This is a genomic window from Halalkalicoccus sp. NIPERK01, assembly GCF_030287405.1.
GTDB lineage: Archaea > Halobacteriota > Halobacteria > Halobacteriales > Halalkalicoccaceae > Halalkalicoccus.
Genome location: NZ_JASVVV010000001.1, coordinates 607736 through 632510 on the forward strand (window position 1 = coordinate 607736; position 24775 = coordinate 632510).

General features: G+C 67.2%; 36 protein-coding genes and 2 tRNA genes. 24 read left to right on the forward strand and 14 right to left on the reverse strand.

All coding sequences use genetic code 11. From position 1 onward, the window contains the following. Positions 1–181: 181 nt before the first annotated feature. On the forward strand, positions 182–1495 hold the full coding sequence (locus tag QRT08_RS03125; RefSeq protein ID WP_286044371.1) for a right-handed parallel beta-helix repeat-containing protein: 1314 nt from the start codon (positions 182–184) through the stop codon (positions 1493–1495). A gap of 14 nt (positions 1496–1509) precedes the next feature. Here QRT08_RS03125 and QRT08_RS03130 read toward each other — a convergent pair whose 3' ends face one another. Further along, a complete protein-coding gene (locus QRT08_RS03130; protein WP_286044372.1) occupies positions 1510–2250 on the reverse strand; it encodes an SDR family oxidoreductase in 741 nt (246 codons plus the stop codon). A 92-nt stretch (positions 2251–2342) separates the two neighbouring features. Between QRT08_RS03130 and QRT08_RS03135 the strand changes: the two genes are divergently transcribed. The 3 genes from QRT08_RS03135 (at position 2343) to QRT08_RS03145 (ending at position 4264) form a co-directional block, all read left to right on the forward strand. Next, complete coding sequence (locus tag QRT08_RS03135) at positions 2343–2777, forward strand: helix-turn-helix transcriptional regulator (protein ID WP_286044373.1); 435 nt, start codon at positions 2343–2345, stop codon at positions 2775–2777. 85 nt (positions 2778–2862) lie between these two features. Further along, positions 2863–2937: transfer RNA gene (locus QRT08_RS03140), tRNA-Glu, on the forward strand. A gap of 421 nt (positions 2938–3358) precedes the next feature. Continuing rightward, a complete protein-coding gene (locus QRT08_RS03145; RefSeq protein ID WP_286044374.1) occupies positions 3359–4264 on the forward strand; it encodes an NAD(P)-dependent oxidoreductase in 906 nt (301 codons plus the stop codon). A 33-nt stretch (positions 4265–4297) separates the two neighbouring features. Here the strand turns inward: QRT08_RS03145 and QRT08_RS03150 are convergent, their stop codons facing one another. The 3 genes from QRT08_RS03150 to QRT08_RS19020 form a co-directional block, all read right to left on the reverse strand. Continuing rightward, positions 4298–4522: a hypothetical protein gene (locus tag QRT08_RS03150; RefSeq protein ID WP_286044375.1), complete on the reverse strand. Its 225-nt coding sequence runs from the start codon at positions 4520–4522 to the stop codon at positions 4298–4300. 159 nt (positions 4523–4681) lie between these two features. After that, complete coding sequence (locus tag QRT08_RS03155) at positions 4682–5008, reverse strand: hypothetical protein (RefSeq protein WP_286044376.1); 327 nt, start codon at positions 5006–5008, stop codon at positions 4682–4684. A gap of 49 nt (positions 5009–5057) precedes the next feature. Beyond that, on the reverse strand, positions 5058–5204 hold the full coding sequence (locus tag QRT08_RS19020; protein ID WP_483299923.1) for a DUF7563 family protein: 147 nt from the start codon (positions 5202–5204) through the stop codon (positions 5058–5060). A gap of 116 nt (positions 5205–5320) precedes the next feature. On the opposite strand from QRT08_RS19020, the gene QRT08_RS03160 reads away from it, so the two are divergent. Then, the gene (locus QRT08_RS03160) at positions 5321–5695 is read left to right on the forward strand and encodes a DoxX family protein (RefSeq protein ID WP_286044377.1); all 375 of its coding nucleotides are present in this window, start codon (positions 5321–5323) and stop codon (positions 5693–5695) included. Here QRT08_RS03160 and QRT08_RS03165 read toward each other — a convergent pair. Further along, a complete protein-coding gene (locus QRT08_RS03165; protein WP_286044379.1) occupies positions 5692–6756 on the reverse strand; it encodes a Gfo/Idh/MocA family protein in 1065 nt (354 codons plus the stop codon). The genes QRT08_RS03160 and QRT08_RS03165 overlap by 4 nt on opposite strands. Positions 6757–6833: 77 nt before the next feature. Here QRT08_RS03165 and QRT08_RS03170 point away from each other — a divergent pair, with 77 nt between their 5' ends. Continuing rightward, a complete protein-coding gene (locus tag QRT08_RS03170) occupies positions 6834–7073 on the forward strand; it encodes a glutaredoxin family protein (RefSeq protein ID WP_286044380.1) in 240 nt (79 codons plus the stop codon). Here QRT08_RS03170 and QRT08_RS03175 read toward each other — a convergent pair. Continuing rightward, a complete protein-coding gene (locus tag QRT08_RS03175; RefSeq protein ID WP_286044382.1) occupies positions 7062–8012 on the reverse strand; it encodes an AIR synthase family protein in 951 nt (316 codons plus the stop codon). The two genes, QRT08_RS03170 and QRT08_RS03175, sit on opposite strands and share 12 nt — an antisense overlap. A gap of 188 nt (positions 8013–8200) precedes the next feature. On the opposite strand from QRT08_RS03175, the gene QRT08_RS03180 reads away from it, so the two are divergent. The 6 genes from QRT08_RS03180 to QRT08_RS03205 all read left to right on the forward strand — a co-directional run bounded on the left by QRT08_RS03180 (position 8201) and on the right by QRT08_RS03205 (position 12073). After that, complete coding sequence (locus tag QRT08_RS03180) at positions 8201–8542, forward strand: hypothetical protein (RefSeq protein WP_286044383.1); 342 nt, start codon at positions 8201–8203, stop codon at positions 8540–8542. Positions 8543–8590: 48 nt separating this feature from the next. Beyond that, on the forward strand, positions 8591–8956 hold the full coding sequence (locus QRT08_RS03185) for a fluoride efflux transporter FluC (RefSeq protein WP_286044385.1): 366 nt from the start codon (positions 8591–8593) through the stop codon (positions 8954–8956). After that, the gene (locus tag QRT08_RS03190) at positions 8953–9306 is read left to right on the forward strand and encodes a fluoride efflux transporter FluC (RefSeq protein ID WP_286044387.1); all 354 of its coding nucleotides are present in this window, start codon (positions 8953–8955) and stop codon (positions 9304–9306) included. The genes QRT08_RS03185 and QRT08_RS03190 overlap by 4 nt, the downstream gene beginning before the upstream one ends. A gap of 32 nt (positions 9307–9338) precedes the next feature. Continuing rightward, positions 9339–9629, forward strand: coding sequence for an HTH domain-containing protein (locus QRT08_RS03195; RefSeq protein WP_286044389.1), 291 nt, complete (start codon positions 9339–9341; stop codon positions 9627–9629). Between the two features lie 377 nt (positions 9630–10006). Then, positions 10007–10468: a MaoC/PaaZ C-terminal domain-containing protein gene (locus tag QRT08_RS03200; RefSeq protein ID WP_286044391.1), complete on the forward strand. Its 462-nt coding sequence runs from the start codon at positions 10007–10009 to the stop codon at positions 10466–10468. 114 nt (positions 10469–10582) lie between these two features. Continuing rightward, positions 10583–12073 (forward strand): sodium:solute symporter family transporter, encoded by a 1491-nt coding sequence (locus QRT08_RS03205; protein WP_286044392.1) that lies wholly within the window; start codon positions 10583–10585, stop codon positions 12071–12073. On the opposite strand, the gene QRT08_RS03210 is transcribed toward QRT08_RS03205, so the two are convergent. After that, complete coding sequence (locus QRT08_RS03210; RefSeq protein ID WP_286044394.1) at positions 12070–12504, reverse strand: DUF488 domain-containing protein; 435 nt, start codon at positions 12502–12504, stop codon at positions 12070–12072. The genes QRT08_RS03205 and QRT08_RS03210 overlap by 4 nt on opposite strands. 140 nt (positions 12505–12644) lie before the next feature. On the opposite strand from QRT08_RS03210, the gene QRT08_RS03215 reads away from it, so the two are divergent. Then, entirely contained in the window at positions 12645–13454 is an 810-nt protein-coding gene (locus QRT08_RS03215) for an alpha/beta fold hydrolase (RefSeq protein ID WP_286044396.1), read from the forward strand. Here the strand turns inward: QRT08_RS03215 and QRT08_RS03220 are convergent. From QRT08_RS03220 to QRT08_RS03230, 3 genes are read right to left on the reverse strand one after another with little or no spacing between them, the layout of a single operon-like run. Further along, a complete protein-coding gene (locus tag QRT08_RS03220) occupies positions 13445–14215 on the reverse strand; it encodes an enoyl-CoA hydratase/isomerase family protein (protein WP_286044397.1) in 771 nt (256 codons plus the stop codon). The genes QRT08_RS03215 and QRT08_RS03220 overlap by 10 nt on opposite strands. A gap of 38 nt (positions 14216–14253) precedes the next feature. After that, on the reverse strand, positions 14254–15759 hold the full coding sequence (locus QRT08_RS03225; protein WP_286044399.1) for a helicase HerA domain-containing protein: 1506 nt from the start codon (positions 15757–15759) through the stop codon (positions 14254–14256). A 59-nt stretch (positions 15760–15818) separates the two neighbouring features. Next, the gene (locus QRT08_RS03230) at positions 15819–16460 is read right to left on the reverse strand and encodes a helix-turn-helix domain-containing protein (RefSeq protein ID WP_286044400.1); all 642 of its coding nucleotides are present in this window, start codon (positions 16458–16460) and stop codon (positions 15819–15821) included. 82 nt (positions 16461–16542) lie between these two features. On the opposite strand from QRT08_RS03230, the gene QRT08_RS03235 reads away from it, so the two are divergent. From QRT08_RS03235 to paaE, 5 genes are read left to right on the forward strand one after another with little or no spacing between them, the layout of a single operon-like run. Continuing rightward, on the forward strand, positions 16543–17481 hold the full coding sequence (locus QRT08_RS03235; RefSeq protein WP_286044402.1) for a Phenylacetic acid catabolic protein: 939 nt from the start codon (positions 16543–16545) through the stop codon (positions 17479–17481). 1 nt (position 17482) lies between these two features. Next, positions 17483–17803: a 1,2-phenylacetyl-CoA epoxidase subunit PaaB gene (paaB, locus tag QRT08_RS03240; RefSeq protein WP_286044403.1), complete on the forward strand. Its 321-nt coding sequence runs from the start codon at positions 17483–17485 to the stop codon at positions 17801–17803. After that, positions 17800–18576 carry a 1,2-phenylacetyl-CoA epoxidase subunit PaaC gene (gene paaC / locus QRT08_RS03245; protein WP_286044404.1) on the forward strand — a complete coding sequence of 259 codons (777 nt, stop codon included), beginning with the start codon at positions 17800–17802 and terminating at the stop codon, positions 18574–18576. The genes paaB and paaC overlap by 4 nt, the downstream gene beginning before the upstream one ends. Beyond that, positions 18573–18986, forward strand: a complete 414-nt coding sequence (gene paaD / locus QRT08_RS03250; RefSeq protein ID WP_286044405.1) for a 1,2-phenylacetyl-CoA epoxidase subunit PaaD — start codon at positions 18573–18575, stop codon at positions 18984–18986. Before paaC ends, paaD begins: the two co-directional genes overlap by 4 nt. Next, complete coding sequence (paaE, locus tag QRT08_RS03255; protein WP_286044407.1) at positions 18983–19156, forward strand: 1,2-phenylacetyl-CoA epoxidase subunit PaaE; 174 nt, start codon at positions 18983–18985, stop codon at positions 19154–19156. Before paaD ends, paaE begins: the two co-directional genes overlap by 4 nt. Before the next feature lies 1 nt (position 19157). On the opposite strand, the gene arsN2 is transcribed toward paaE, so the two are convergent. Continuing rightward, complete coding sequence (gene arsN2, locus QRT08_RS03260) at positions 19158–19577, reverse strand: arsenic resistance N-acetyltransferase ArsN2 (RefSeq protein WP_286044408.1); 420 nt, start codon at positions 19575–19577, stop codon at positions 19158–19160. A 67-nt stretch (positions 19578–19644) separates the two neighbouring features. Here arsN2 and QRT08_RS03265 point away from each other — a divergent pair, with 67 nt between their 5' ends. The 5 genes from QRT08_RS03265 to QRT08_RS03285 are packed head-to-tail and all read left to right on the forward strand — an operon-like array spanning position 19645 to position 23350. Next, complete coding sequence (locus tag QRT08_RS03265) at positions 19645–20475, forward strand: NOP5/NOP56 family protein (RefSeq protein ID WP_286044410.1); 831 nt, start codon at positions 19645–19647, stop codon at positions 20473–20475. Then, positions 20472–21104 carry a fibrillarin-like rRNA/tRNA 2'-O-methyltransferase gene (locus QRT08_RS03270; RefSeq protein WP_286044412.1) on the forward strand — a complete coding sequence of 211 codons (633 nt, stop codon included), beginning with the start codon at positions 20472–20474 and terminating at the stop codon, positions 21102–21104. Before QRT08_RS03265 ends, QRT08_RS03270 begins: the two co-directional genes overlap by 4 nt. Before the next feature lie 38 nt (positions 21105–21142). Further along, a complete protein-coding gene (locus QRT08_RS03275) occupies positions 21143–22216 on the forward strand; it encodes a glutamate--cysteine ligase (RefSeq protein ID WP_286044413.1) in 1074 nt (357 codons plus the stop codon). Between the two features lie 45 nt (positions 22217–22261). Further along, positions 22262–22813: a winged helix-turn-helix domain-containing protein gene (locus QRT08_RS03280; protein WP_286044414.1), complete on the forward strand. Its 552-nt coding sequence runs from the start codon at positions 22262–22264 to the stop codon at positions 22811–22813. A 42-nt stretch (positions 22814–22855) separates the two neighbouring features. Beyond that, positions 22856–23350, forward strand: a complete 495-nt coding sequence (locus QRT08_RS03285) for a phosphopantetheine adenylyltransferase (protein ID WP_286044416.1) — start codon at positions 22856–22858, stop codon at positions 23348–23350. Between the two features lie 4 nt (positions 23351–23354). On the opposite strand, the gene QRT08_RS03290 is transcribed toward QRT08_RS03285, so the two are convergent. Further along, the gene (locus QRT08_RS03290) at positions 23355–23663 is read right to left on the reverse strand and encodes a cyclin family protein (RefSeq protein WP_286044418.1); all 309 of its coding nucleotides are present in this window, start codon (positions 23661–23663) and stop codon (positions 23355–23357) included. 87 nt (positions 23664–23750) lie between these two features. On the opposite strand from QRT08_RS03290, the gene QRT08_RS03295 reads away from it, so the two are divergent. Then, positions 23751–23835 (forward strand) — tRNA-Leu (locus QRT08_RS03295). A gap of 432 nt (positions 23836–24267) precedes the next feature. Here the strand turns inward: QRT08_RS03295 and QRT08_RS03300 are convergent. Next, on the reverse strand, positions 24268–24510 hold the full coding sequence (locus tag QRT08_RS03300) for a PIN domain-containing protein (RefSeq protein WP_286044420.1): 243 nt from the start codon (positions 24508–24510) through the stop codon (positions 24268–24270). Then, on the reverse strand, positions 24507–24719 hold the full coding sequence (locus tag QRT08_RS03305) for an antitoxin VapB family protein (RefSeq protein ID WP_286044422.1): 213 nt from the start codon (positions 24717–24719) through the stop codon (positions 24507–24509). The genes QRT08_RS03300 and QRT08_RS03305 overlap by 4 nt, the downstream gene beginning before the upstream one ends. Positions 24720–24775: the final 56 nt, after the last annotated feature.

Genomic DNA, 24775 nt, shown 5'->3' on the forward strand with positions numbered 1-24775 from the left:
CGTTGTCGTATCACACGCGGGATGGGTGAAACACAGCGCGATCGAGGGAGTTCGACGCCTGTAGTTCCGTTTTTCCAGAGATTATATCCCAATCCTAGTGATAACTATTTCTAAAATCTACGTATGGCTGTGAAAATTTAGTTCGGAGGGTTTATTCTTCATCGTTGAAGGGGAATGGGACATGCGTCAGATGAGTACCGCGGGCCGATCGGGCGTCAGTCGTCGAGTGTTGTTACGGACGGTCGGGGGCGCGGCCCTCTCGACCGGTCTGCTCGGAACCGCGGCGGCGGACGACGAGGAGTACGGGACCGTCGTCGACATCGTCGAGGCCGGTGCCGACGACACCGGAAGCGAACCGATCGACGACGTCTTCGAGGAGCACGCCGACGACGACACCTTGATCCGCTTCCCGGAGGGACGGTACCAGGCGAACGACCTCAGCCTCTACGCGCTTTCGGAGTTCGCCATGGTCGGCGAGGGCGACGTCACGCTGGTGCCGGGCGAGGACTACGACGAGGACCTCTGGCTCGGCGGGGCGGAGACCCGGGACCTCCGGATCGAGAACTTCACGATCGACGCGACGCGCGAGGGCGTCGCCCCCGAGGTCGTCGTCAGCGCCCACGACGGCCTCGTGGTCCGGGACCTCCGCAAGGAGGGCTTTCACGACGGAGACACCTCCTTCGGCTTTCGCACCCTCGACGAGGACGGCCACAGCCTCATCGAGAGCCTCCAGTCGACCGACGGCGGGTCCGGGACGGGCGTCTACGTCAACACGACCGGTTCGATCGCGTTTCGGGACTGCGAGGTCGAGGGCTTCGCGGACAACGGGCTGTACGCCTCCCACTCCTCGGGGCCCGTCTCCGTCGAGGGCGGGCGGTACGCCAACAGCAACGTCACGCAGATCCGACTGGGAAGCGCCAGAAGCGCCGTCGAGGACTGCGAGGTCGTCGTCGACGAGCGACCGGATGGATTCGGCAACATGCGCGGGATCCGGATCGCGGACGGCCCCGGCCCCGTGACGATCGAGAACTGCGAGATCAGCGTCGAGAACAGTCAAGGAACGGGCGCCGTCGTGGGCGCGTACTCGGGTGGCTCCTTCGAGGTGCGGGACACCCGGATCCACGTCGGCGAGGAGTACACCACCCGGCGCTCGAACGGGTCACGAACGAGCTACGCGATCTACGTCGACGACGCCACCGACGCCGAGACGGGTACGAGGACCATCGAGAACGTCTCGGTCACCGGGGGCGGGACGTATCGGGGGGCGATGCGGTTCTCCCGCGACGACAACACGATCGAGAGCGCCTGCATCAGCCAGTCGGGGACGCGTCGAAACGGGATCGTCTTCGAGGGGTCGGACGACAACGAGGTGGTCGACACCACGATCGACGTGACCGGCGAGGAGATCGTCCTGAACGACGGGTCCTCGGTCGATCGAAGCGGGATCTCCACCTCTGGGAGCTGTTCGCCCCCCGATATCGGCTCCGAGGACTGATACTGTCGGCCGTCTCAGAAGTGACCGAACTTGTCGCGCCGGTAGAGGTCGAGTTCGCTCACCGTCGAGTTGCGCTGGCCCGCCGCGAAGACGACCGCGTCGGCGATCTCCTCGGGTTCCGTGACCTCGCCCTCCTCGAAGCGTTCCTCGAACGACTCGCCCGAGGCGCTCCCGAACTCCGTCCGGACCTCGGTGGGGTTGATGACGGTGACGGCGACGCCCTCGTCGCCGACGCTGGCCTCGACGCTGTGGGCGAACCCGCGGGTCCACCACTTGGTCGCCGCGTAGACGGGGTTCGAGGGGCGGGGGTACTGGCCCGCGAAACTCCCGATGAAAAGCAGGTTGCCCCGCGACTCCTCGAGGTGGGGCAGGGCCGCCCGCGTCGCGAAGAACATCCCGTCGACGTTGGTCTCCTGCATGAGCCGGTAGTCCTCCGTCGAGAGCGACTCGACCGCGCCGCCGCGGCCCAGCCCCGCGTTGTTCAGGAGGATATCCAGACCGCCGAACCGCTCGACGGTCTCCTCGACCATCGCCTCGACGGCCTCCTCGTCGCGGACGTCGGTCGGCACCGCGAGCGTCTCGACGCCGTGGTCGGATTCGACCTCGTCCGCGATCCCGTCGAGTCGGTCCTCGCGGCGCGCGGCGAGCGCGAGGTCAACCCCTTCGCGGGCGAGGGCGTGCGCGGAGGCGGTGCCGATACCCGAACTCGCGCCGGTGATCAGTGCGGTTCGCCCGTCGAGCGAGAGCGTCTCCATACCCGTCGATCGAACCCCGTGCTGTTGACTGTTCGCTTATGACACGAACCGGACACAAGAGTTTTCATATCTAAGGAAGAATATGATAGAGAATGTATTGGGTGACTGATCCGATCGAGGGGCTCTCGTCGACCGTCGGCCTGCAGACGCCGACGGGCGGCGGGTGGGTCGTCATCGTCGGCGTCTGGGTGGTTCTGGCGGGCAGCGGCGTGATCGCGTGGCGACGACGACACGGTTCGACGGCGAAGTCACCCGCGAAGGAATCGGCCGAACCGACGCCGGTCGCCGAGGCGGTCCTGACCGACGAGGAGCGGGTCCACCGGCTGCTCGAATCGAACGAGGGGCGGATGCGCCAGGCGCGCATCGTCGAGGAGACCGAGTGGTCGAAGTCGAAGGTGAGCATGCTCCTCTCGGAGATGGAAGCGGAGGGATCGATCACCAAACTCCGGATCGGACGCGAGAACATCATCAGCCACCCCGGATTCGAACCCGACGCGACGCGCTCGACGCTCGAATCGAGGACGTGAGCACACGATAGCGAGCGCCACACCTGTGGCGAAGCGCAACTGTTAAACGACTCTCGTGGCTACCCGAGAGTGCAGGACGATACGGGCTCCGTTGGTGTAGTCCGGCCAATCATATTGCCCTCTCACGGCAATGACCAGGGTTCGAATCCCTGACGGAGCACTCTTCTAAGGAACCGCGTGCCGAAGTAGGAAGTGCAAGGAAGGAACTCGTCGGAGCGTTCCGTACCGATCATCCCCCGTTCCCGAGGAGGAGGGCAACGACTCCAATCACGACGAGTGTAGAGAGGAGCACTAGGATAACGCCTGCCTCGGTGAGTAGTGAGCGGAGTTCGGACGAGATAGGTCGCATGGTCGAGCTACTCTAGCAGTAGTCCTGATCCGATGTAAGTATATCGCACGTTTCATCAAGCAGATAGAACAGGGAACCGAGTGGGCACGTATCCACGAATAAAACGCTCCCTTCCGTCAGGTGCCGATACTCGATCGGGGTACGCACCCACCCTGGCGGAGCACTTTTCGTCCTCGTGACAGTCCGAGCGTCTCATAGGTATTTATGAACGATGACCGTAGTATGCCAAGGCATGACGGACGAAACGGTCGGCTTCGTCGGACTCGGAATCATGGGCCTGCCGATGGCGAAGAACCTCCTCGACGCGGGCTATCACGTCGTCGGCCACAACCGCTCGGACGACCCGGTCGAAGAACTCGTCGAGTACGGCGGCGAGGACGGCGGATCGCCCGCGGGCGTCGCCGAGGCGAGCGACGTCGTCCTCCTCTGCCTTCCGGACTCGCCGGACGTCGAGAACGTCGTCCTCGGCGAGGGCGAGGAGACCGAGCCCGTGATCGACGGGCTGAGCGAGGGCATGACCCTCGTAGATCACTCGACCATCTCGCCGACGGTCACCGAGGCGATCGCCGAACGGCTCTCCGATCGCGGCGTGGCCATGCTCGACGCACCGATCTCGGGCGGTGAGGAGGGGGCCATCGAGGGGACGCTCTCGATCATGGTCGGCGGCGAGGAGGAAGTGCTGAACGAACAGCGGGACGTCCTCGACGTGCTCGGGGGAACGGTCACCCACTGCGGGCCGAGCGGTGCCGGACAGACGACGAAGGCGTGCAACCAGATCGTCGTCGCCGCACAGATGGTGGGCGTGAGTGAGGCGCTGGTGTTCGCGGATCAGGCGGGCGCGGACCTCGCGGCCGTGGTCGAGGCGATCAGCGGCGGCGCGGCGGGCTGCTGGACGCTCGACAACCGCGCGCCGGCCATGATCGAGGGCGAGTTCGATCCCGGCTTCTTCGCCGAGTACCAGTACAAGGACCTCAGGATCGCCACGGACGCCGGTGAGGCCTTCGGCTCGCCGATGCCCCAGACCGCGCTCGCACATCAACTCTACAAGACGATGGTCCAGAACGGAATGGGTCGGGACGACAACTCCGGGGTGATGCAGGTCATCGAGATGATGGCCGGAAAGAGGACGGACGACTAGCCGCTGCTCGTCGGGACGTCGGTGGTCGGCCCGCTACGCTCGCCTCACGGTCGGGTCGTTCCCGAACCACAGCAGCAGGGCACCGATCCCGGCGACGATCCCGATCGGAAGGCTCGTGGTCGGCGCGACGCCGTTTCCCTGCGTCGTCACGTCGAGGGCGTACAGCCCTCCCATGCTGAGCAACCCGAGCAGGGCGAACCAGCCGAGCGGCCCGAGTTGCCGCTCGGATCGCTCGGTCGACTGGGTTCTGGTTCCCATACGACCTGTACGTGCTCCCGATAATAAATACCTACGTATTCCGGATATCCAATATGTATCCCCGTACAACATCGTTCCTGGGGTTCTAACCGTACGACGTTGCCGATATGAGGTCGGGGCGGGAGTGGCTGTCATCCTCTATATAGAGATCGCCCGCCCCTACCCGTTCTCGTCGTTCTCACTAGAATCGGACTCGTTTCCATCGTCGCCACCGAAGATGGGGCCGCCGTCGCCGCTCCCATCGTTGGCCGACGAGCCGTTGGATTCGCCGTTTCCGTCCTCCGCGTCGTCCGCGCCGGTGCCCGCGTCGTCCGGTTGGTCGGGTCCCGAGAACGTCGGGAATCCGTGGAGTATCCCGCCGATCCCGACGATCACGAGCGCGATGACGATCATCATGGCCGCGAACGTGGCGAACGTCCGCGCGTCGGGCGGGTCCGGCTCCCGCTGGCTGCGCGGCTTGGGTGGACCCCGAAGACGTGTCGGCATCGCTCACGCCTTGTGGCCCTCGGTACTTGTACGTGACGAGCGGCGGCCGTTACCGTCGGGCCGGCGCACCGTTGATGATTGCGGTCATATCGGTGCAGGCCGGACAGCCGTACACTTCGCCGTCGTTTCCGGCGAACACCCGCTGGAACCGCCCAGTCACGTGTTCACCGCATGAGGCACAGGTTGGCATGTGCATCCCCGCCTCCACGTACTACCGACCCCGTTATCAACTTGTCCTATCTCTGAATCGTCACTATCGGCTGCCGGAACCCGTCGGCTTTTGGCGTGCGCGGGCCTACCGGCGGTCGTCCCATGAGCGACGACACACCGTCACTGCTCGGCCGGCTACTGTTCGGCGGTAGCCTCGGCCTGCTCGCGTACAGCAACTTCCAGGAACTCGACGCGATGATCGGCTACGCCGACTCGAAGGACGTTCCCGAAGCCGATCGGCTCGTCCCGTTCGCGAGCGGCATGCTCGCGTTCGGGAGCCTCGCGATAATCCTCTGGCGGGTTCCCCGACTCGCCGCGGGCGCGATCGCCGGCTTCCTCGTCGGCGTCACGCCGCTGATGCACGACTTCTGGAACCTCGAGGGACAGGAGCGCGACACCGAACAGACCAACTTCCTGCAGAACCTCGCGCTTCTGGGCGCGGCACTCGCCTTCATCGGGCGGGCCAGCGAGGACTAATTGACTCGGACCGAGGTCCCCTCTTCGCTCGAACGGTAGATCGCGTCGATGACCCGCTGGACGGTCAGCGCCTGCTCGACCGTGTTGAGTTCGGGCGCCTCGCCGCGGGCGACGCTCTCGACGAACAGCTTGTCGCTCGCGGGCCAGCCCGTCTCGGGCAGGCTTCCCTCTAGCTCGGAGCGAACGAAGTGATCCGTCCCCTGATGGCCGGTCTCGAACAGCTCCAACTCCTCCTCGCCGAGGCTGAGCCGTGCGCCGGCATCGGTGCCCCTCACCGTGAACTCGTTGGTCGGCTCCTGTGAGGCCGCCCACGAGACCTCGAGCGAGATCGTCTGGCCCGTCTCACACCGGATCAGCGCGGTGACCGAGTCCTCGACGTCGAACTCGCCCTCGCCGGTCCCCCAGTCGTTCGGGTCGGCGTAGTCCTCGTCACCCGCGACGTTCGACCGGCTGATCCCCATGACCTCCTCGACGGCCGGGAAGTCGAGCAGGTAGAGCGCGAAGTCGATGGCGTGAACGCCGATGTCGACGAGCGCGCCCCCGCCCGCGAGTTCCTCCGAGGTGAACCACGACCCGAGTCCGGGAACGCCCCGCCAGCGGACGTAGTTGGCCTGGACGTGGGTGAGGTCGCCGAACTTCCCCTCCTCGTCGTAGCCCTTGACCATCTCGGCGGCGGCCGAGAGGCGGTTGTGGAAGTTCACCGCACAGAACCCCTCCGAATCGCGCGCGACCGCCGCGATCCGCTCCGCGCTCTCGAGGGTGTGTGCGAGCGGTTTCTCACAGAGCACGTCCATCCCGCGTTCGAGCGCGGCGACGACGACGGGTTCGTGGAACTTGTTCGGGACCGAGACCGCGACCGCGTCGAGGGCCTCCCCGTCGTACATCTCGTGGTAGTCCTCGTAGGTCGCCGCCCCGAAGCGCGAGGCGAACTCCTCGCGCGCGTCGGCGTCGAGGTCCGTCCCCGCCACCACCTCGTGGCCGAACTCCTCGGTGTTCTCGGCGTGGACCGTCCCCATGAAGCCGAGGCCGACGACGCCGAGGCGAACTGGTTGTTCCGTCATACTCCCGACTCACTCGGTTTCGGATAAATAGCTGCCCATATCGAAAGCCCCCTGTCGTTTCGCGCCCTTCCCCGAGTATGGCCGAGGTCACCGTCTACACCCGCGAGGACTGCCACCTGTGCGCCGAGGCGATCGGAACCGTCGAGGAGGTCGCACGCGACGTCGAGACCCCCGTCGACGTTCACCTCGTCGACGTCGACGAGGCCGGTCTCGCGGAGGAGTACGGCGAACGGGTCCCCTACGTCCTCGTCGACGGCCGCCCCGCGTTCAAGTACCGCGTCGACCCCGACGACCTCCGATCCCGGCTAGCTCCATAGCTCGTAGAGGTCGTCGCGGACGGGGTCGGTGATCCGCTCGCCGTCGATGACGAGGGCGGGATCGCCGTCCTCGACCGTCCCGATGGCCGCCGCCTCGATTCCCCCGTCGTCGAGCGCGGCCAGCGCCTTCTCGGCTCGCTCTTCGGGCATCGCCGCGAGCAGCGCGCCGGAGCCGAAGATCCGCAGGGGATCGACCCCCATCGCTGCACAGAGCGCTCCCGTGGGCTCGCGGACCGGCACCCGCTCGCGCTCGATCTCGACGCGCACGCCCGAGGCGACCGCGAGTTCGAGCGCGCCGTCCACCACCCCGCCCTCGGTGGGATCGTGCATCGCGCTCGCGTCCTCGCGGAGGACCCTCGCCTCGGGGAGGACGCCCAACTCCGAGAAGAGCGCCGCACCCCGGTCGAGCATCTCCTCGGGAAGCCCCGCGTCGTCGCGGAAGTCCGTCGCGAGGATCGCGGTGCCTTCGATCCCCGCGCCCTTCGTCAGGATCAGCACGTCGCCCGGCCGTGCGCCGCCCGTGGGGACGTACTCGTCGGCGAGGCCGAGACAGCCCAGCGAGAGGAGCGGCCGGTCGCGCTCGGGGGCGTACTCGGTGTGGCCGCCGACGATCGCCACGCCGGCCTCGCGGGCGGCCGCGTCGAGCTGGGAGACGACGGGCTCGAACAGGTCGGCGTCCGGGAGGAATATCGTCGTCGTGAGCCACCGCGGTTCGCCCCCCGAGGCGGCGACGTCGTTGCAGGCGACGTGGACGCCGATCGTTCCGATGCGTTCGGCGGCCAGCGAGACGGGGTCGGTGTTGACGACGAGCACCTGCTCGCCGATCCGCACCGCGGCGGCGTCCTCGCCGTAGGCCGGGCCGACGAGGACGTCGTCGTCGGGCACGCCCGTCCGCGAGAAGACGCGTTCGAGCCGTTCGGGGTCGACTTTCCCGATCATACTCGGACGAGGCCGCCCGAGGGTTGTATACTGTCGGGTCTCGCCGCGCTCACGGCTCGCGTCCCGACCCCCGTCCGGCTCTCGGACCTCCCGATGGGTGTTTCGAAACCACGTCTCCTTGAATGAAACACGATTGTCTGACGGATAGCTGACTGAGTTTCAAGAGGGTACCGCAAGAGGGTGTGGGTATGGACTCGCTATCCGACCATACCTCCCGCCGGACCACCGGACGGCGTGGACCCGATCCGGGGTCCGGCGGGGCGACCGCCGCGATCAACAGGGCCCTCCTGTTGGCCGGGGCGTTGCTGTTCATCAATGGCATCAGCGTGACACTCATCGCAGCACTCATACCGGTCGCCATCAGCAGCGCCATCGTCATCACGTTCGTCACCGCCCTCACCGTCGTCTCCGCTCTCGCGTACGTCTCGAAACGCAACCCCGAGCGGACGCAGGCGGTGGTCGAGGCCACCCGTCCGCTGGTCGAGACGCTGACGGACCGCGACCGCGCCCGCAGGCAGGGCGGCCTGTAACGCACGCGAACCGCCGTTTTTATCGCCGAAGCCGAGAACCGACCAGCGATGGCTCCGGTACGACCGACCCCGCTCGCGCTCGTCGCGGCCGGAGGATTCCTCGGCGCGATCGCACGCTACGGCGTGGCGCTGCTCGCGCCGGGGCTGGCGGGCACGTTCGCCGTCAACGTCACCGGGAGTTTCGCGCTGGGGTACGTCTTCTACACCGCCGCGACCACCGACCGGATCTCGCCGCGGACGCGGTTGCTCGTCGCGACCGGCTTCCTCTCCTCGTACACCACCTACAGCACGTTCGCCCTCCAAACGGTCGACGCCCCGCTTACGTGGGGCGCCCTCAACGTGCTCGGAAGCTACGCCGTCGGGTTCGCCGCCGCCGTTCTCGGCCGCCGACTCGCGCTGGGGGGCGGACGATGATCGAGGCGCTTCTCGTCGGCGTCGGCGGGGCGGTCGGCGCGGTGTCGCGGTACCTCGTCGGCCTCGCCCTCGGGGACGTGGAGGGGCCGTTCCCGTTCGAGACGCTCGCGGTCAACGTGGTCGGGAGCTTCCTGCTGGGCTGGGTGACGTTCGCCGGGTTCGGCGAGGGGACCCTGCTGGTCGTCGGCGTCGGGACCTGTGGCGCGTTCACGACGTTCTCGTCGTTCTCGGTCGACACGGTTCGACTCGCGGAGGACGAAACGGTGGTGCTCGCCGCGGGCTACGCGCTGGTCAACCTCCTCCTCTCGGTCGGCGGGGTCGGCCTCGCCGCGCTCGTCGCGACAGTATAGGTTTTACATACCCGCTCCCCCCAGAGAGGGGTATGGCAACCGAGGAGGTCCCGGATACGTTGGCCGCGCTCGCCGAGAAGATGGCGACGGAGTACCGCGAGTCGGAGTACGAGATCGCGCTCGCGCTCGCGAACGCACAAGAGCCGCTATCGACCGAGGAACTCGCCGAGGAGACGGGCTACACCGAGCGCACGATCAAAAAGCGGGTCGACACCCTCGAGGAGGAACTCGGGGGCGACCCGCTGCTTCGGCGGGACGACGAGGACCGACCGGTGTTGCATCCGACGCTCGCGAACGCGGTTCGAGAACACGCGGCAAGTTAGATCCCTCTCACGGGTGATGTGACGTTTTCTTCCGAAACAGTGTACGCGACGCCGGTCGGGATCGGCCCGACCGGCATCGGGGTGATCCGGGGGGGAGTGGATCACCGGCGTACTGGTGGGGATGGCGATACGACGCCATCGAGAGTGCGATGGGGAGGGGGGGTGGCCTCTGACAGGCACAACGGCCGTCTCCTTGACGGCAACTGTTCCAAGGAGGGCTACGAATAAATGCTTTGTGCATTGTGTAATTCATATTGAAGAATATATGAATCGGACACGATCCCGGGTCGCGTTTCGCGCCGATCGGCCGACTGGCGGACCGTGAACGACCCCGAAAAACGGGAACGTATTTCTTCACGGTCGATAAAACGGTTGACATGGCCTACAGCTACGAGCCACACCACTTCGAGGACTTCGAGGTCGGTCAGACGTTCGAGAGCGTCGGGCGCACGGTGACGGAGGCGGATTTCGTTCTCCACTCGGCGTTCTCGGGCGACTGGACCGAACTCCACACGAACCGCCACTACGCCGACGGGGAGTACTTCGGCGAGCGGGTCGCCCACGGTCCGATGACGTTCGTCCTCGCCACCGGGTTCGTCTACCGGTGTGGCTTCCTCGAACGCACCGTGTTGGCCTTTTTGGGTATGAACTACATGGACATCCCCGCGCCCGTGCGGACGAACGACACCGTCTCGCTCGACATGGAGGTCACGGGGAAAAAGGAGCTGTCGAGCCGCGAGGACTCGGGGCTGGTGACCATCGACACGGAGATGACCAATCAGGACGGCGGGACGGTCTTCGCCGGCGACATGAAGTTCCTGATCAAACGCCGGGAGTGATCGGGATCGGGTTCCACTCGGATCGTCCGTGGTAGTATCGGGTGGTATTCGCCGGGTTTATCCCCGTGACCGGCGGACGGCCGGTATGCGCTCGAACGAGGGGTGGCGGTTCGGATGGTGAGTTCGACGGGAGCGATCGCGCTGGTCGTCGTGACGGTCGCGGCGACGGCCGTGCTCGGCCTCTGGTATTCTCGGGGAACGGACTCGATCGAGGAGTTCATCAGCGCGCGCGACTCGGTCGGGACCCGGACGCTGGTCGCGACGCTGCTCGCCTCGAACATGGGCGGGTGGATCCTGTTCAGCCCCGCGGAGGCGGGCGCGGCGTTCGGCGGCGTCACCGCCGTCGCGGGCTACGCGCTCGGCAGCGCCGCCGCGAGCCTGGTCTACGTCGTCGTGGGCCCGCGGATCCGTCGGCTGATCCCCGAGGGCCACACCCTCACCGAGTACGCTTTCGTTCGATATGGCCCCGCGATGTACGCCTACGTCCTGCTGGTCAGCGTCGCGTTCATGTTCGTCTCGCTGGCGGCGAACATGACCGGCATCGTCGGCGTCCTCTCGCTGGTCGCGGGCGTCCCGGCGTGGCAGACCGCCGGACTGGTCGGCGGGTTCGTCCTCCTCTATACGGCCTACGGCGGGTTGCGAGCCAGCATCTTCACCGACACCGTCCAGTTGCTGGTCGTCCTCCCGCTTCTGGGCGTGGTCTTCGCCGTCACACTGTTCACCCTCGGCGGCCCCGGCCCGATCGGGCGGACGGTCGCTACTACCGACCCGACGCTGCTCGATCCCGGCTTCGTCCCCGGCCTGCTGTTTGGAGTATATATCGTCGTGGCCATCGCCGGGGCCGAACTGCTCAACCAGTCGTGGTGGCAGCGCGTCTACGCCGCCGAGGACGGCGAGACGGTGCGACGCTCCTTTGCGATCTCCGGGCTGGCGGTCGCCCCGATCGTCCTCGTCGCCGGGCTGTTCGGCGTCGCCGCCGCCGGGTTCGACCTCCTCGAGGGGCCGGGCGACGCGAGCGTCGCGCTGTTCGTGCTCGTCCTCGAGACGCTGCCCGAGTGGGTCGGCCTCGTCGTGGTCCTGCTCGCCGTCCTGCTGGTGATGAGCACCGCCGACACCCTGTTCAACGCGATCGCGAGCGTCGTCACCGCCGATCTGCCGCGGCTGCTGGATTCGCCCTCCGAACGCTCGCTGACGCTCGCCGCACGGCTCACGACCGTCGCGGTCGCGCTCGGGGCGATCCTCATCGGCGCGCGGGCATACAGCGTCCTCGCACTGTTCCTCACGGCGGACCTCTTCGCCGTCGCGGCGGCCGTCCCGCTGGTCTACGGGCTCTACTCGATGCGCGCGAGCGAGTACGGCATGCTCGCCGCGAGCGTCGCTGGCCTGCTCGTCGGGCTGGCGTACCTGCCGACGACGCACGGTCTGCTGTCGGCGCTCGTCCCGCTCCCCGAACCCTCGTTCCTCCGTGCGTTTCTGGGTGCCGCGGCGGTGTCGGCCGGCCTCGCCGTCCTGTCGGCTCGGCTGACCGACGCCCGCTTCGATCCGGGCGCGCTCTCGCGGGAGATCGGTCTCCTCGGGTCGGATCACGCCGTCGACGACGATTAGTCCCGGTCGAGTCGGGCCGTCAGTTCCGCCTCGAGCGCGTGGCGGTGACATCGTTTGGTGCCCTTCTCGAAACAGACGAGGACGACGCTCTCGCCGTTCGCGACCCGTTGGGCGAGGTCCGAGAGCGCCGCGTCCGCTTCGGGCGAGTCGAGGTGCTCGCGGTACCGCTCCTCGAAGCGCACCTCCTCCCAGGCGGCGTTGTGCGCTCCCTCGTCGCACATCCCCTGCATCTTGAAGTCCTCGTGGCGCCGTTTGAACTCCTCGAGTAGCTCCTCGGGCGGGCCGAGTTCGGGGACGTTCTCGTCGACCTCCCCGGAGAACCACGCCGTCGGCCGGCGAACGACGCCGACACGGGTGGCGTCCTCGGGTACGTCGGCGAAGCCGTGGGAAAGCGCCGCGTGGTACGTCTCCGAGACCGTTCCACGGGTCATACCGGTCGGAGGCGGGCGACGCGTAAAACTCCCGCTCCTCGCGCTCGTCTCGACGGCCGCCGGGCGACGGTTTTTGGTCCCTCCCGACGACGATCCGGTATGGCCCGTCCGTCGAATCGACAGGTCCGGGGTGGCGAGCGGTGATCGGAACCCCCCTCCGTCGTGGGCGGTGGGCCGACCACCCCTACGTCGCCGTCGGCGACGGGCCGCGGACCCTGTTGATCGTTCCGGGCCTCAACGACCCGCTCTGTCGGGTCACCGACCGACTCTGGTTCAGCCTGCTCGTCGCGACCTACTGCGACCGATACACGGGTCGCCACACGGTGGCGATGGTGAGCCGTCCCTCCGGACTCCCCGAGAACGCCTCGACGCGCGATCTGGCGGCGGGGTACGCGAAGGTGCTCGACGAAATCGGCCCCGCGGACGTGCTGGGGCTCTCGATGGGCGGCTTCCTCGTCGAGCACCTCGCGGCCGACTACCCCGAACTCGTCGAAAACGCGATCCTCGGGCTGGCCGCCGCCCGCCTGAGCGAGCATGGACGCGAAATCGTCGAGCGATGGCGCGAACACGCCGAGCGGGGGGAGTTCCGACCGATCTACGAGGAGGCCGCGGGCGCGGTGGCAGGCGGCCTCCGGGGGCCACCGGTCAGGGGTGCGGCACGGCTCTACGGCCTGCTCGCGTCCCAGTCACGGGTCGACCGGCGGGACTTCCTCGTTTCGGCCGACGCCTGCCTCGCCCACGACGCGACCGATCGCCTCGGCGACATCGAGGTCCCGACGCTCGTGATCGGCGGGACCGAGGACCCGTTTTTCACGCCCGAGCGCTACCGCGAGACCGTTCGCGGGATCCCCGAGGTCGAGTTCGTCGAGATCGAGGAGGCGGGCCACGAGGCGGTCCTCGACCGACGGCGCGAGTTCGACGGCGCGATTCGCGAGTTCCTCTACGACTGAAAGTCCGGATCGCGGTCCTCGAGGAACGCGTCGACGCCCTCGCCGTGCTCCTGCGTGCCGTAGGCCTGCGACTGGACGACGTTCTCGTAGTCGAGCGCCCCCTCCCATCCCCGTCCGAGGTTCGCGTGGATCGTCCGTTTGGCCAGCCCGATCGTCCTCGTTGGACGCTTTCGCAGGGTGTCGAGCAGGTCGTCGATCCGCTCGTCGAGTTCGTCCTCGGCGACGACCCCGTTGATCAGCCCGAGGTCCGTCGCCTCCGCGGCGTCGAAGAAGCGACCCGTAAAGGCGAGGTCCTTCGCCGCCCGCAGGCCGACGAGTCGCGGTAGGAGGAAGGTCCCGCCGGTGTCGGGGATCAGTCCCACGCGGACGAACGCGGCGCTGAAGCCCGCGGACTCGACTGCGTAGGCGAAATCGGTGAGCGCGACGATCGCCATCCCCGCGCCGACCGCGTCGCCGTTGATCCGGGCGACGATCGGCACCCGACACGAGAGCGCCTCCTCGGCGAGGCGGCCGAACGTCTCGTCGATGCGCTCGTAGGCCTCCTCGGGGGTCTCCTCGCGGGCGGCCATCGACTCGATGTCGCCTCCGGCGCTGAACGCCCGTCCCTCGCCGGTGAGAACGATCGCGTCCTGCTCGGTCGGATCGCTTTCGGCGAGCACGTCGGCGAGTTCGGCGGCAGTCTCGGTCGTGAAGGCGTTCAGGACGTCGGGGCGGTCGAACGTGATCCGTCGAACGCCGTCGTCGTTGTCGGCGATCTGCATACCGGGTCCGATTCAGCCCACCGAGGTAAGTCCTCGCCTCAGACCGAGAGCGGATCGGCGCTCTCGAGGACGAGTTCGCGCGCGACGGGCGAGAGCGTGTACGTTCCGTCCGAGCGCCACTCGACACAGGAACAGCCCCGAAGCTCCAGAAGGAGGGTCCAGACGTGCTGGAACGGTGCAGCTACTTCGGTACCGACCTCGCTGGCGGTCGCACTCCCGCGTTCGGCGAGCGACTCGATGACGGCCCACGTCTGGGCCTCGTTACAGAGCGACCGCCGGCTTGCGGCCTCGATCTCGGCGGCGACCCCCACGGCCTCGGCGTCGTCGTCCGTCGTCTCGCCCCCCTCGATGCCGCCGACTCCCTCGTCCCGCGGCCGGTCGCCTTCCCCATCATTCCGAGTACCATCGAGGCGCTCGCGAAGCTCCTCGACCTCGGCCTCGAGCGCGGAGTTCTCCGAGCGCAGTCGTTCGAGTTCCTCGTCCATCCCCACGTCGGGGAGCGTCGCCTGCGCCGATCCGATCGGCGTCTCGCCCGACAGGGCGTCGGCCATCTGTCGGGCCGCCTCGCTCACGTCGCGGGCGGAGTCGAGTTCGCGTTCCAACTGCTCGATCCGGCGGTCCCGCTGGGCGAGTTCGCGTTCGAGTTCCGCGACCCGTTCCCGCTCGCGCTGTTGGTCCTCAGTGATCGACTGGAGGTCGCCGACGAGTCCGTCGCTGACGGACTTGAGTTCGGGACGCTCGAAGTCGTCGAGCCCCGGCGTGGCCCCCGCGTCGAACGTCCGTTTTCGCTTGAACTGCACCTGCCGAACGTCGCCGTCGGTCCAGTCGGTCTGGAGGAACGCCTCGCCGGCGTCGAGATCCGAGACGCGCTCGCCGTACTCGCTTCCCACGATCCGTCCGACCACTTTGGTGTCGTTGTCCCACGTCAGGCGGTGCCAGACCAGCCAGTTCGCTTGGGTGATGAAGTCCTTTTTCACGTCGGCGGGGCGCTGGCTGATTCCGACGATGCCGAGGCCGTGTTTCCGTCCGCGTTTTCCGATCTTGATCAGCATTCGCCCCGTCTCGTCCATCCCGCCCCCCTCGGGGATGTACTCGTGGACCTCCTCGACGACGAGCAGAAACGGTTTTTTGAGCTTCTTCTCCTTGGCGAAGAGGTGACGGGCGGTCTCGCGCAGGAGGTCGTCGGCCGCGGTCTCGTCGAGGTAGCCCGAGACGTCGAGGATCGTGGGGACGTTCTGCTCCAGGGCGAGTTCGGCGACCTTCTCTGCGTGTTCGGGACCAACCTGGATGTCACACTCCTCGTCGGCGCCGGCGTGCAGCAGTTCGTACTCCTCTTTCAGTCCGTAGTATTCGCCGTCGGTGTCGACGATCAGAACGGGATAGCCCGCCTCCAGCAGTTCCTCGACGACGACGCTCGCGGTGTTCGACTTCCCCGATCCCGACTTGCCGGTGACGAATCCGCGTCCGGTCAGAAGCTGAACGACCGGCATTTCGACGCTCTCGCCGTCGTCCGCGGTGCCGACCGTCACCCGTTCCTCGCTCATGGCTCGCCTCGCGCGTTCATTGCCGGAAAATATCGGTTATATTACTTAAATCCTCCCGCTCACCGGAAGAGCTGGGCGAACAGCGCGCCCTGCCCGCGACGGAGCCGCTCCGAGAGGGCGGACGTGCCGATCCCGAGTTCCGCTGCGACCTCGCTCGCGGTCGCTTTTCGAGGGATTTCGAAGTAGCCCATGTCGAGGGCCGTCTCGAGGGCGGCCTCCTGAGTCGGGGTGAGGTCCCACCGTTGCGCGACGGGGGTATCGTTGCCCGTCCCCAGCGGGTAGACCCGTTCCAGGGTGACGCCGACCGCCTCGCCCGCGGCCGCGAGAACCCCCCTGAGGACGTCGTGGCCGACGACCGCCCCCAGATACGTCTCGACCCCCCCGCGGTACTGCAACGATTCGGCCATGAACCCCACGTCGACGAGCCGGTGGACCACGCAGGGGTGTTTCGAGAGACACCGGACGTTAGCAGCCCCGTTTACGGTCGAGACGTGCAGGTACCGGATGTCCTCGTCCTCGTCGAGACGCTCGACGAGCGCGTCCGCCCCGCCCCGAACGCTGAACCGCAACAGCGCGTTGCCGTCGCGTCGGGCCTGTGGCGGGCGACACTCGACGGTCGCGTTCGCCTCCCGCGTGGCCCGTGCGAGCGGGCAGTCGTCGCCCGTCACCCGGAACTCGACGACGAGACACTCCTCGATCATCGCCTCCCGTAGCCCGCCGTGGTATTTAAACCCCGCCTATATGCGGGTGAATCGGTATGCGTTCGAACGACCATGAAGAACTATGGACATCGAGGAGCTCAAAGAGCGCGCGGGTCCGCGGGCGTTCAGCCCGAAGGACGACCTGTCCGAGGAGTACAGGAGAGCAGCGACGCGCATGATCCAGTTCCACGCCAACAGCGAGGTGATGGGCGGATACCTCGACAAGCAGTTCACCCGTCAGGCGCCGAGCCTCGACCGGAAACTGGCATGTACGGCGAAGGTACAGGACGAGATCGGCCACGCCCAACTGCTGTACCGGGCCGCCGAGACACTGGGCGTGAAGACGCGCGAGGAGATGCTCGCTGAACTCGAACGCGGCGAGGGGAAGTTCCTGAACTGCTTTCACTACCCGGTCGATTCGTGGTACGAGGCGCCGATGATCGACTTCTTCGTCGACGGCGGGGCGATGCGCCGGCAGGCGACGCTGAAGGCGACGAGCTGGGAGCCCTACGCCCACGCGATGGACAAGGTCTGCTTCGAGGAGGGCTTTCACGTCAAACACGGCGAGGACATTCTGAGAGAGCTGATGGGCAGTTCGCGGGCGAACCGGGAGCGGGTACAGGAGACGTTCGACGAGTGGTGGCCCCGGATCGTCCAGTTCTTCGGGCCGCCGAACAAGGACAGCAAACACAACGACTTCGCCCAGGAGGTGGGGTTGAAGACGACGAGCAACGACGACCTCCGGCAGGCCTTCCTGAACGCCTACATCCCGAAGGCCGAGAAGTACGGACTGGAGCTTCCGGATACACCCCGGATCGAGTACGACGAGCGCTCCGGGAGATACGAACTGGAGTACGACGACCTGGACTGGGAGGAGTTCTGGACGATCGCGAACAACGACTACGAGGGGAGCGCAGAACAGATCGGATCGCGCCGACGGCGTCACGAGGCGGTGGCGTGGGTGCGCGAGTCGATGGACGCGTGGGAAACGAGTCAGGAAGCGCCACAGGTGGCCGATTGATATGATCTGGGAAGTGTTCAGACAGGCGAAACCGGGGAAGTACCACACCCACTGCGGGAACGTCCACGCCCCCGACCGGGAGATGGCGAAGCTGTTCGCCCAGATTCAACACGGCCGGCGGATGCAGACCAACAGCCTGTGGGTCGTCCCGCAGGATGAAGTGAGCGAGGTCGACAGTGATGAAGCGACCTTCGGCGGGAGCACGGACAAGGCGTACCGCTGGGCGATGACCTATAATAGAGTGGACGCGAGTTTCGCCGCCGAGGTCGAACGGAGCGAGGAGGAACAGCGCGAGGCCGCGAAAGCGAGGGAGGAGCCATGACGCCCACGGAAGAGCTACTGTTTCGGCTCGCGGACGACGAGTACGTGATCGCAGAGCGCTACACCGAGTGGCAGATCTACGCGCCCACCATCGAGTCGGATCTCGCGCTGGCGAACATCGCACAGGACGAGTTCGGCCACGCCCGCCTGTGGTACGACGTCCTCGAAGAACGGGGCTACGAGGAGAAAGACCTCCTCTGGGAGCGCGCTCCCGAGGACTTCCGCCACAGCACGCTGTGTGAACTCGCCTTCGAGGAGGGCGACTGGGCCGATCCCGTCGTCCGGAGCTACCTCTACGACACCGCAGAACGCCTGCGGCTGGAGGCGCTGGTCGATTCGAGCGAGCCGGCGATCGCCTCCCGGGTGAAGAAGGTCCTCTCGGAGGAGGACTACCACCGCGAGCACGCCCAGAGCTGGCTCGAACGCCTCGCGGAGGGCGAGAGCCGCGAGCGCGTGCAGGCCGCGCTCGACCGGCTGTTCCCGCACGCGCTCTCGCTGTTCGACCCCGGCGAGAACGAGGACAAGGTCATTTCGGAGGGCTTGCGCACCGAGTCACTTGCCGCTCTCCGAGAGGAGTGGTTCGCGGTTACGATCCCGTATCTCGAATCGCTCGGTCTCTCCGTGCCCGAACCCGAGGACGTGGCGCGGCCCGAGATCCGTGGACGGGACGGTTCGCACACCGCCGAGTGGTTCGATCTCCACGCCTCGTTTACCGCGACGTACCACGAACTCGGCTTCGACGAGCCGACCCGACTCCGGGGTGGGGGCGCGTGAGCAGCGAGCGCCCGACCGCGTGTGCGTATACCGACTACACGCCGGGCGAGAGTATCGAAGAATTTCCGAAGACGGGCGAAGGGTCGTCCGGAATCGAACGACAGGTGTGGGACGCGCTCTACGAGGTCGAGGACCCGGAGATGCCGATCAGCGTCGTGGATCTCGGGCTGATTTACGGAGTGGGCATCGAGGGGCTCGACGGAAAGACGAACGCGGTCGTGACGATGACGCTCACCTACACCGGCTGTCCGGCCCGCTCGATGCTCAAAGGAGATATCCGCGAGGCCGCCGCCAGCCCGGACGGAATCGACTCGGCCGAGGTGCGCCTCGTCTGGAGCCCCGAGTGGACCCTCGAGATGGTGAGCGAGGCCGGAAAGGAGGACCTTCGGGAGTTCGGCCTCAGCATATGAGGCGACCCGACCCGAGCGTTACGACCGGCGAGGCGGACGAATCGAACCCGGTGGAGTGTCCCTACTGCGGGTCGACCGAGACCGAGCGCGAACATCCGAAAGGACCGTCGCTCTGTCGGTCGATGCACTTCTGTCACGGCTGCGGGCAGCCCTTCGAACGGATGGAGTAACTCAGAGGACGCGGCGCATGGAAACCGCACTCGCCGGACACGTCGTCGTGAACTGACTCGTCCGCGCGATGGGATCGGGAACCCGCTCCCGGTCGATCCGCTCGAAGCCCCGTTTCTCGAAGAACTCCGCCGCCGTGGTCGTCAGCAGGTAGAGCCCCGAGACGCCCCGATCGGCGGCGATCGCACACAGCCGGTCGGTGATCTCGCTCCCGAAGCCCTCGCCGCGGACCGCGGGATCGACGGCGATCGATCGCAACAGGGCGTCGGTGCCGTGAACCTCGAGGCCGCCACAGCCGACGCGCTCGCCGTCGATCCGGGCGACGTAGAGGGCCGTCCCGTCGAGGTCCGTCGGGAGGTCGCTCGCTTCGAGCAGCGAGACGGCGTACCCGCGGTCGCTTCCGTTCGCGGCGACGAGTTCCATGGCGAACGGTCGCGCCACCGACCCATAAGTCGGAGGGGTTTACCCGATTCGAGGAGTACGCGGCCCCATGAGCGAGGGATGGTTCGCCGACATCGGTCCCGACGATCGCGGGGAAGCGGCTCGTGCGATCCGCGAAGGGAGCGCCGACGCCCCCGAGGACTGGCCGGCGCTGGCCGTCGGGAGCGGGTTCGCTTCCGACGACGAGGAGTACTACGAGCGACTCCACGAGGCGACGCTCGGGGCCGCCCGCGAGGAGGTACGCGAGCGCGAACGCGCCGACGACGCCCAGCTCGTCCACGCGGTTCGCGCGATGGACGATGCCGAACGGGTGGCCAACGAACTCGCCGAGAGGGTGGGGGAGTGGGGCGGTAGCCTCTTCTCGGAGTCGGGATCGGGAGTCGAGTACGCCCGCCGGTTGGCCGACCGCGAGGGCGAGACGCCGGTCGAGGAGCGGGCCATCGCGCTCGCCGCTCGAACGGCGGCGCTGGCCGACGAGGCGGACTCGCTTAGGGAATTCATCGAGCGGACCACCCCGACGGTCGCGCCCAACCTCTCGGCGCTCGCGGGGCCCGTGCTCGCGGCGCGCCTGATGGCACTGGCGGGCGGACTCGGAGAGCTGGCGAAGAAACCGAGCGGCACCCTCCAGGTGCTGGGCGCGGAGGACGCGCTGTTCGCGCACCTCCGCGGACACGCCCCCTCGCCGAAACACGGGATCATCTACACCCACGAGTACGTTCACGGGACGCGCCCCGAGGACCGGGGTTCGGCCGCCCGTGCGCTCGCCGGAAAGCTCACCATCGCCGCGCGTGTCGACCACTACGCGGGCGAGCGCCGACCAGAACTCGACGCGGAACTCGACGAACGCATCGCGACCATCCGGGCGCGGGAGGAGTCATGAGCCTTCCCCAGGGAATCAAGCGCCACGCCATCGACGGCCGCGATCGCCTCGCGACCCGCGGGGAGCCGGTCTACGGCGAGCCAGTTCAGGGGGAGTGGCGCGCGTGGGATCCCCGGCGCTCGAAACTCGGCGCGATGCTCGAAAAGGGGATGGATCTCGGCCTTCCCGACGAACCCACGGTCCTCTATCTCGGGGCGGCGAGCGGCACGACCGTGGGCCACGTCGCCGACTTCGCCGGGCCGACCTACGCCGTCGAGTTCGCGCCCCGCCCCGTGCGGGATCTACTCCCCGTTGCCGAGGATCGAGGAAACCTCTTTCCGCTCCTGAAGGACGCCCGCAAGCCCGCGACCTACGCCCACGTCGTCGAGAGCGACGTCGACGCCGTGATCCAGGACGTCGCGACCCGCGGGCAGGCCGACGTGGCGCTCCGCAATCGGGCGTTTCTCGCCGACGACGGCCGACTGCTCGCGGCGATCAAGGCCCGAAGCGAGGACGTGACCCGTGAACCCGAGACCGTCTTCTCCGAGGTCGTGGACCGACTCGAAACCGAGTACGAGGTCCTCGAAACCGAGCGACTCGAACCCTATCACGACGACCACCTCGCCGTCGTCGCCCGCCCGCAGGTATAACAGGGGCTATTTATTGAGCGGGGCCGAACTCGGTTCCGATGGAGACGGGTTCGGCGGAGCGTTTCGAGCGGATGGGCACCCTCGGGATCGAGGAGGAGTTCTTCGTCGTCGACGGGGCGGGCCGGCCCGTCTCGGGGACCGACGACCTCGTCTACGCGAACGATCCTCCCGGTATCCTTACCGAGCGCCTCGATCACGAACTGTTCAAGTGCGTCATCGAAACCCAGACCCCGGTCATCGAGTCGCTTTCCGAGGCCGGTGACGTGCTCGGAGAGGTCCGGGAGACCCTCGTCGCCTACGCCGCCGAGTACGGCTATCGGATCGCCGCCGCCGGTCTGCACCCCGCGGCGAAGTGGCGCGAACTCGAGCACGCCGAGAAGCCCCGCTATCGCGCCCAACTCGACCGGATCCAGTACCCCCAGCACCGCAACACCACGGCGGGCCTGCACGTCCACGTCGGGGTCGACGACGCCGACAAGGCGACCTGGATCGCAAACGAGATCCGCTGGTTCCTCCCGATCATGCTCGCGCTCTCGGCCAATTCCCCCTACTGGAACGGGTTCGACACGGGGCTGGCCTCGGCCCGCGCGAAGGTCTTCGAGGGGCTTCCGAACACGGGGATGCCGACGGCCTTTTCGGACTTCGAGGAGTTCGCCGCCTTCGAGCGCCTGATGGTCGAGCAGGGATCGATCAACGACCGGGGCGAACTCTGGTACGACGTGCGCCCCCACTCGGGCCACGGCACCGTCGAGGTCCGCACCCCCGACGGGCAGGCCGACCCCGAGTACGTGCTGGCGTTCGTCGAGTACGTCCACGCGCTCGTGATGGATCTGGCCCAACGGTACGAGGCGGGTGCGGACGGCCACGACCACCGCCGGGAACTCCTCGACGAGAACAAGTGGCGCGCGATGCGCCACGGCCACGGGGCCTCCTTCGTCGACCGGGACCGATCGGGTGTCGTCTCACTCGGCGAGGTCGTCGCCCGGGAGTGCGACCGCCTCGGGGTCGAGGGTATCGGGCGGATCTACGACGCCGAGAGCGGGGCGGCGCGCCAGCGCCGGATTCGCGAGGAATCGGGCCCCGAGGCGCTCTACGAGTCGCTCGTCCTGTAGGCAAGACTTTTGGCCGGGGCCGACTTTCGTCCCCTCAGAGAGGACATGTCCGAAGACGACCCAGACGACGGCGAGGAGATCCCGGTGACCGTCGACTCCGAGGACCGCGACGCGAGAACGCGCATCGAGGAGGGCGCGGACCGCGCGGTCGAGGAGTTCGACAAGGGGATCGTCGACCTGCTGGCGTGGGTGCTCGACACCGAGACGCGCGCGCGGATCTACGTCTACCTGCGTCAGTACCCCGGGTCGACCAGCGAGGAGATCGCGAGCGGTACCGGCCTGTACCCCAGCACCGTGCGCGAGGCGCTCGCCGAACTCAACGAGGAGGGCAACGTCTCCCGCGAAAAGCGAGAAAGCGAGGGCGCGGGCAACAACCCCTACGAGTACACCGCGATCGCGCCGAGCGAGTTGGTGGGGGGGATCCTCCATCAGGTCCAGGACGAACTCAACACGGTGTTCAACCTCGATCAGTACCTCGCCGAGGACGCGAGCGAGACGAGCAGGCCGATCACCATCACCGTCGACGACACGGACGACGACCCCGAGGGTGACGACGCCGGTGACGACACGGACGAACCCGAGGGGGTCGACGAGTAGCCCTTCCGAAGGCACTAAGCCACCGGCTCACATCGCCCCGGTATGCAGGTTGCGCTGGGGGGGACGTTCGACCCCGTACACGACGGCCATCGCGCCCTTTTCGAGCGCGCGTTCGAACTCGGCGACGTCACCGTCGGCCTCACGAGCGACGAACTCGCGCCGAAGACCCGTCGGGAGGACCGCTACGTCCGCCCCTTCGAGGAGCGAAGGGCCGATCTGGAGGACGAACTCGCCGCGTTCGCCGAGGAACACGGTCGGGAGTACGAGGTCAGGAAACTCGAAGAGCCGACGGGCATCGCCACCCGGCCCCGGTTCGACGCGTTGATCGTCTCGCCCGAGACGGTCGAGGGCGGAAAGCGCATCAACGACCTCCGGCGCGAGCGGGGCCACGACCCCCTCGAACTCGTCGTCGTCGATCACCTGCGCGCCGAGGACGGCGACATCATCTCGAGTACGCGGATCGTCGACGGCGAGATCGACGAACACGGCAACCTCACGCCCGATCGCGAGGGACGCGGGCGCGAGCGGCCACGATAACTGCCTACCACGTCGGCGGGTCCAATCCCGCCTCCTCGAGCAACGGTTTCCACCGGTTCTGGACGGTCAGTCGGGTCACGCCCACCGCCTCCGCGACCGCCCCCTGCGAGCGACGGTCGCCCGCGATCAACCCCCCGGCGTAGAGGCTCGCGGCGATCGCGGCGGGTTTCGAGCGCTCGGCGTCGGGCATCGTCGAGAGGAAGAGGTCCTCCGCGACCGAGCGCGCGTCGCTCCCGATGTCGAGGTCGTCCGCTGCCCGTCCGAGGTCGGCCAGCCAGCGTTCGTTCCGTACCCTGTCGCTCGCGCGGTACACACCTCCGATTGATCGTCAGCGGATTTAAACTCCGTGACACGCGGACAGCGACGGGTTTTTACTCCGCTCTCGAAAAGTGAGTGGTGCGCGCGGGTTGCCGAGCCAGGCCAAAGGCGCAGCGCTTAGGACGCTGTCCCGTAGGGGTCCGCCGGTTCGAATCCGGTCCCGCGCATCCAGCTTTTACTGCGCTCGTTCGCCTCGCTCACTCGCTGGCAAAAGCTGGACCAAAACGCGGTTCACTCCCGTTGGTCACTCACCGCGACCGCTCGCTTCGCTCGCGGGGAACGGCTTCGCTCGGGTTTTTCCAAACCGCTCGCTCGCCGATATTCACTCCCGGTTAAATCGGCCTACAGCTATCTCATCACGTCTATCAGTGAGATATCTTTTTCGACCATCTTTTTCAAGAAGAGCCGAGTGACCGAGGAGTATCTGGAGGTCTTCTGACTCTCGCGGCTCAGACGAACTCGACGTCCAGTTCGTCGGTGATCCCCTCGACGTCGAAATACGAATCGGCGACCGCGAGCCGTTCGTCGAGTCCCTTCGCGGTCCCGGCGATGAACGCGTCACGGGCCGCGAGCGCCTCTCCGCGCCGATGGAGCGCGTCCTAGAGGTCGCCCGCCGAGCGCGCGAGGTCGGGCGTCTCCTCGATAACGGTGAGCCAGTCGAGCGCGCCGTCGACGGCGTCGAACGCCGCCGGACCGGACTTGAACACCTCTCCCTGATACAGTTCGAACATCACTAGCGGGATCGTGATCGTGCGCTCGTCGTAGCGGGTTTCTATGTACCTGACCGTCTCGTCGACGCCGTCGAGATAGTCGATGAGGACGCTACTGTCGTAGAGCGTCATCGGGGTCCGACGCCCCGTTTCATCTCCTTTCGCGCCCGGCGAGCCCCTTCCGCTGCGTCGGTGCCCTCCCACAGCCCGGCACCCTCTCGCACGGTATCGCGGCGGTCCTCAATGAGGCGCGAGAGCACGTCGTCGAACGTCTCGTCGTCGCCCTTGAGCGCGGCGAGCACGGCGTGTGTTTCCTCGGTTATCCGGATGCTCTTGCTCATAGTTTTTGTATACGAGCCAGTATACAAGACGGTTCTGCTGCCCGGCGACCGGGAAC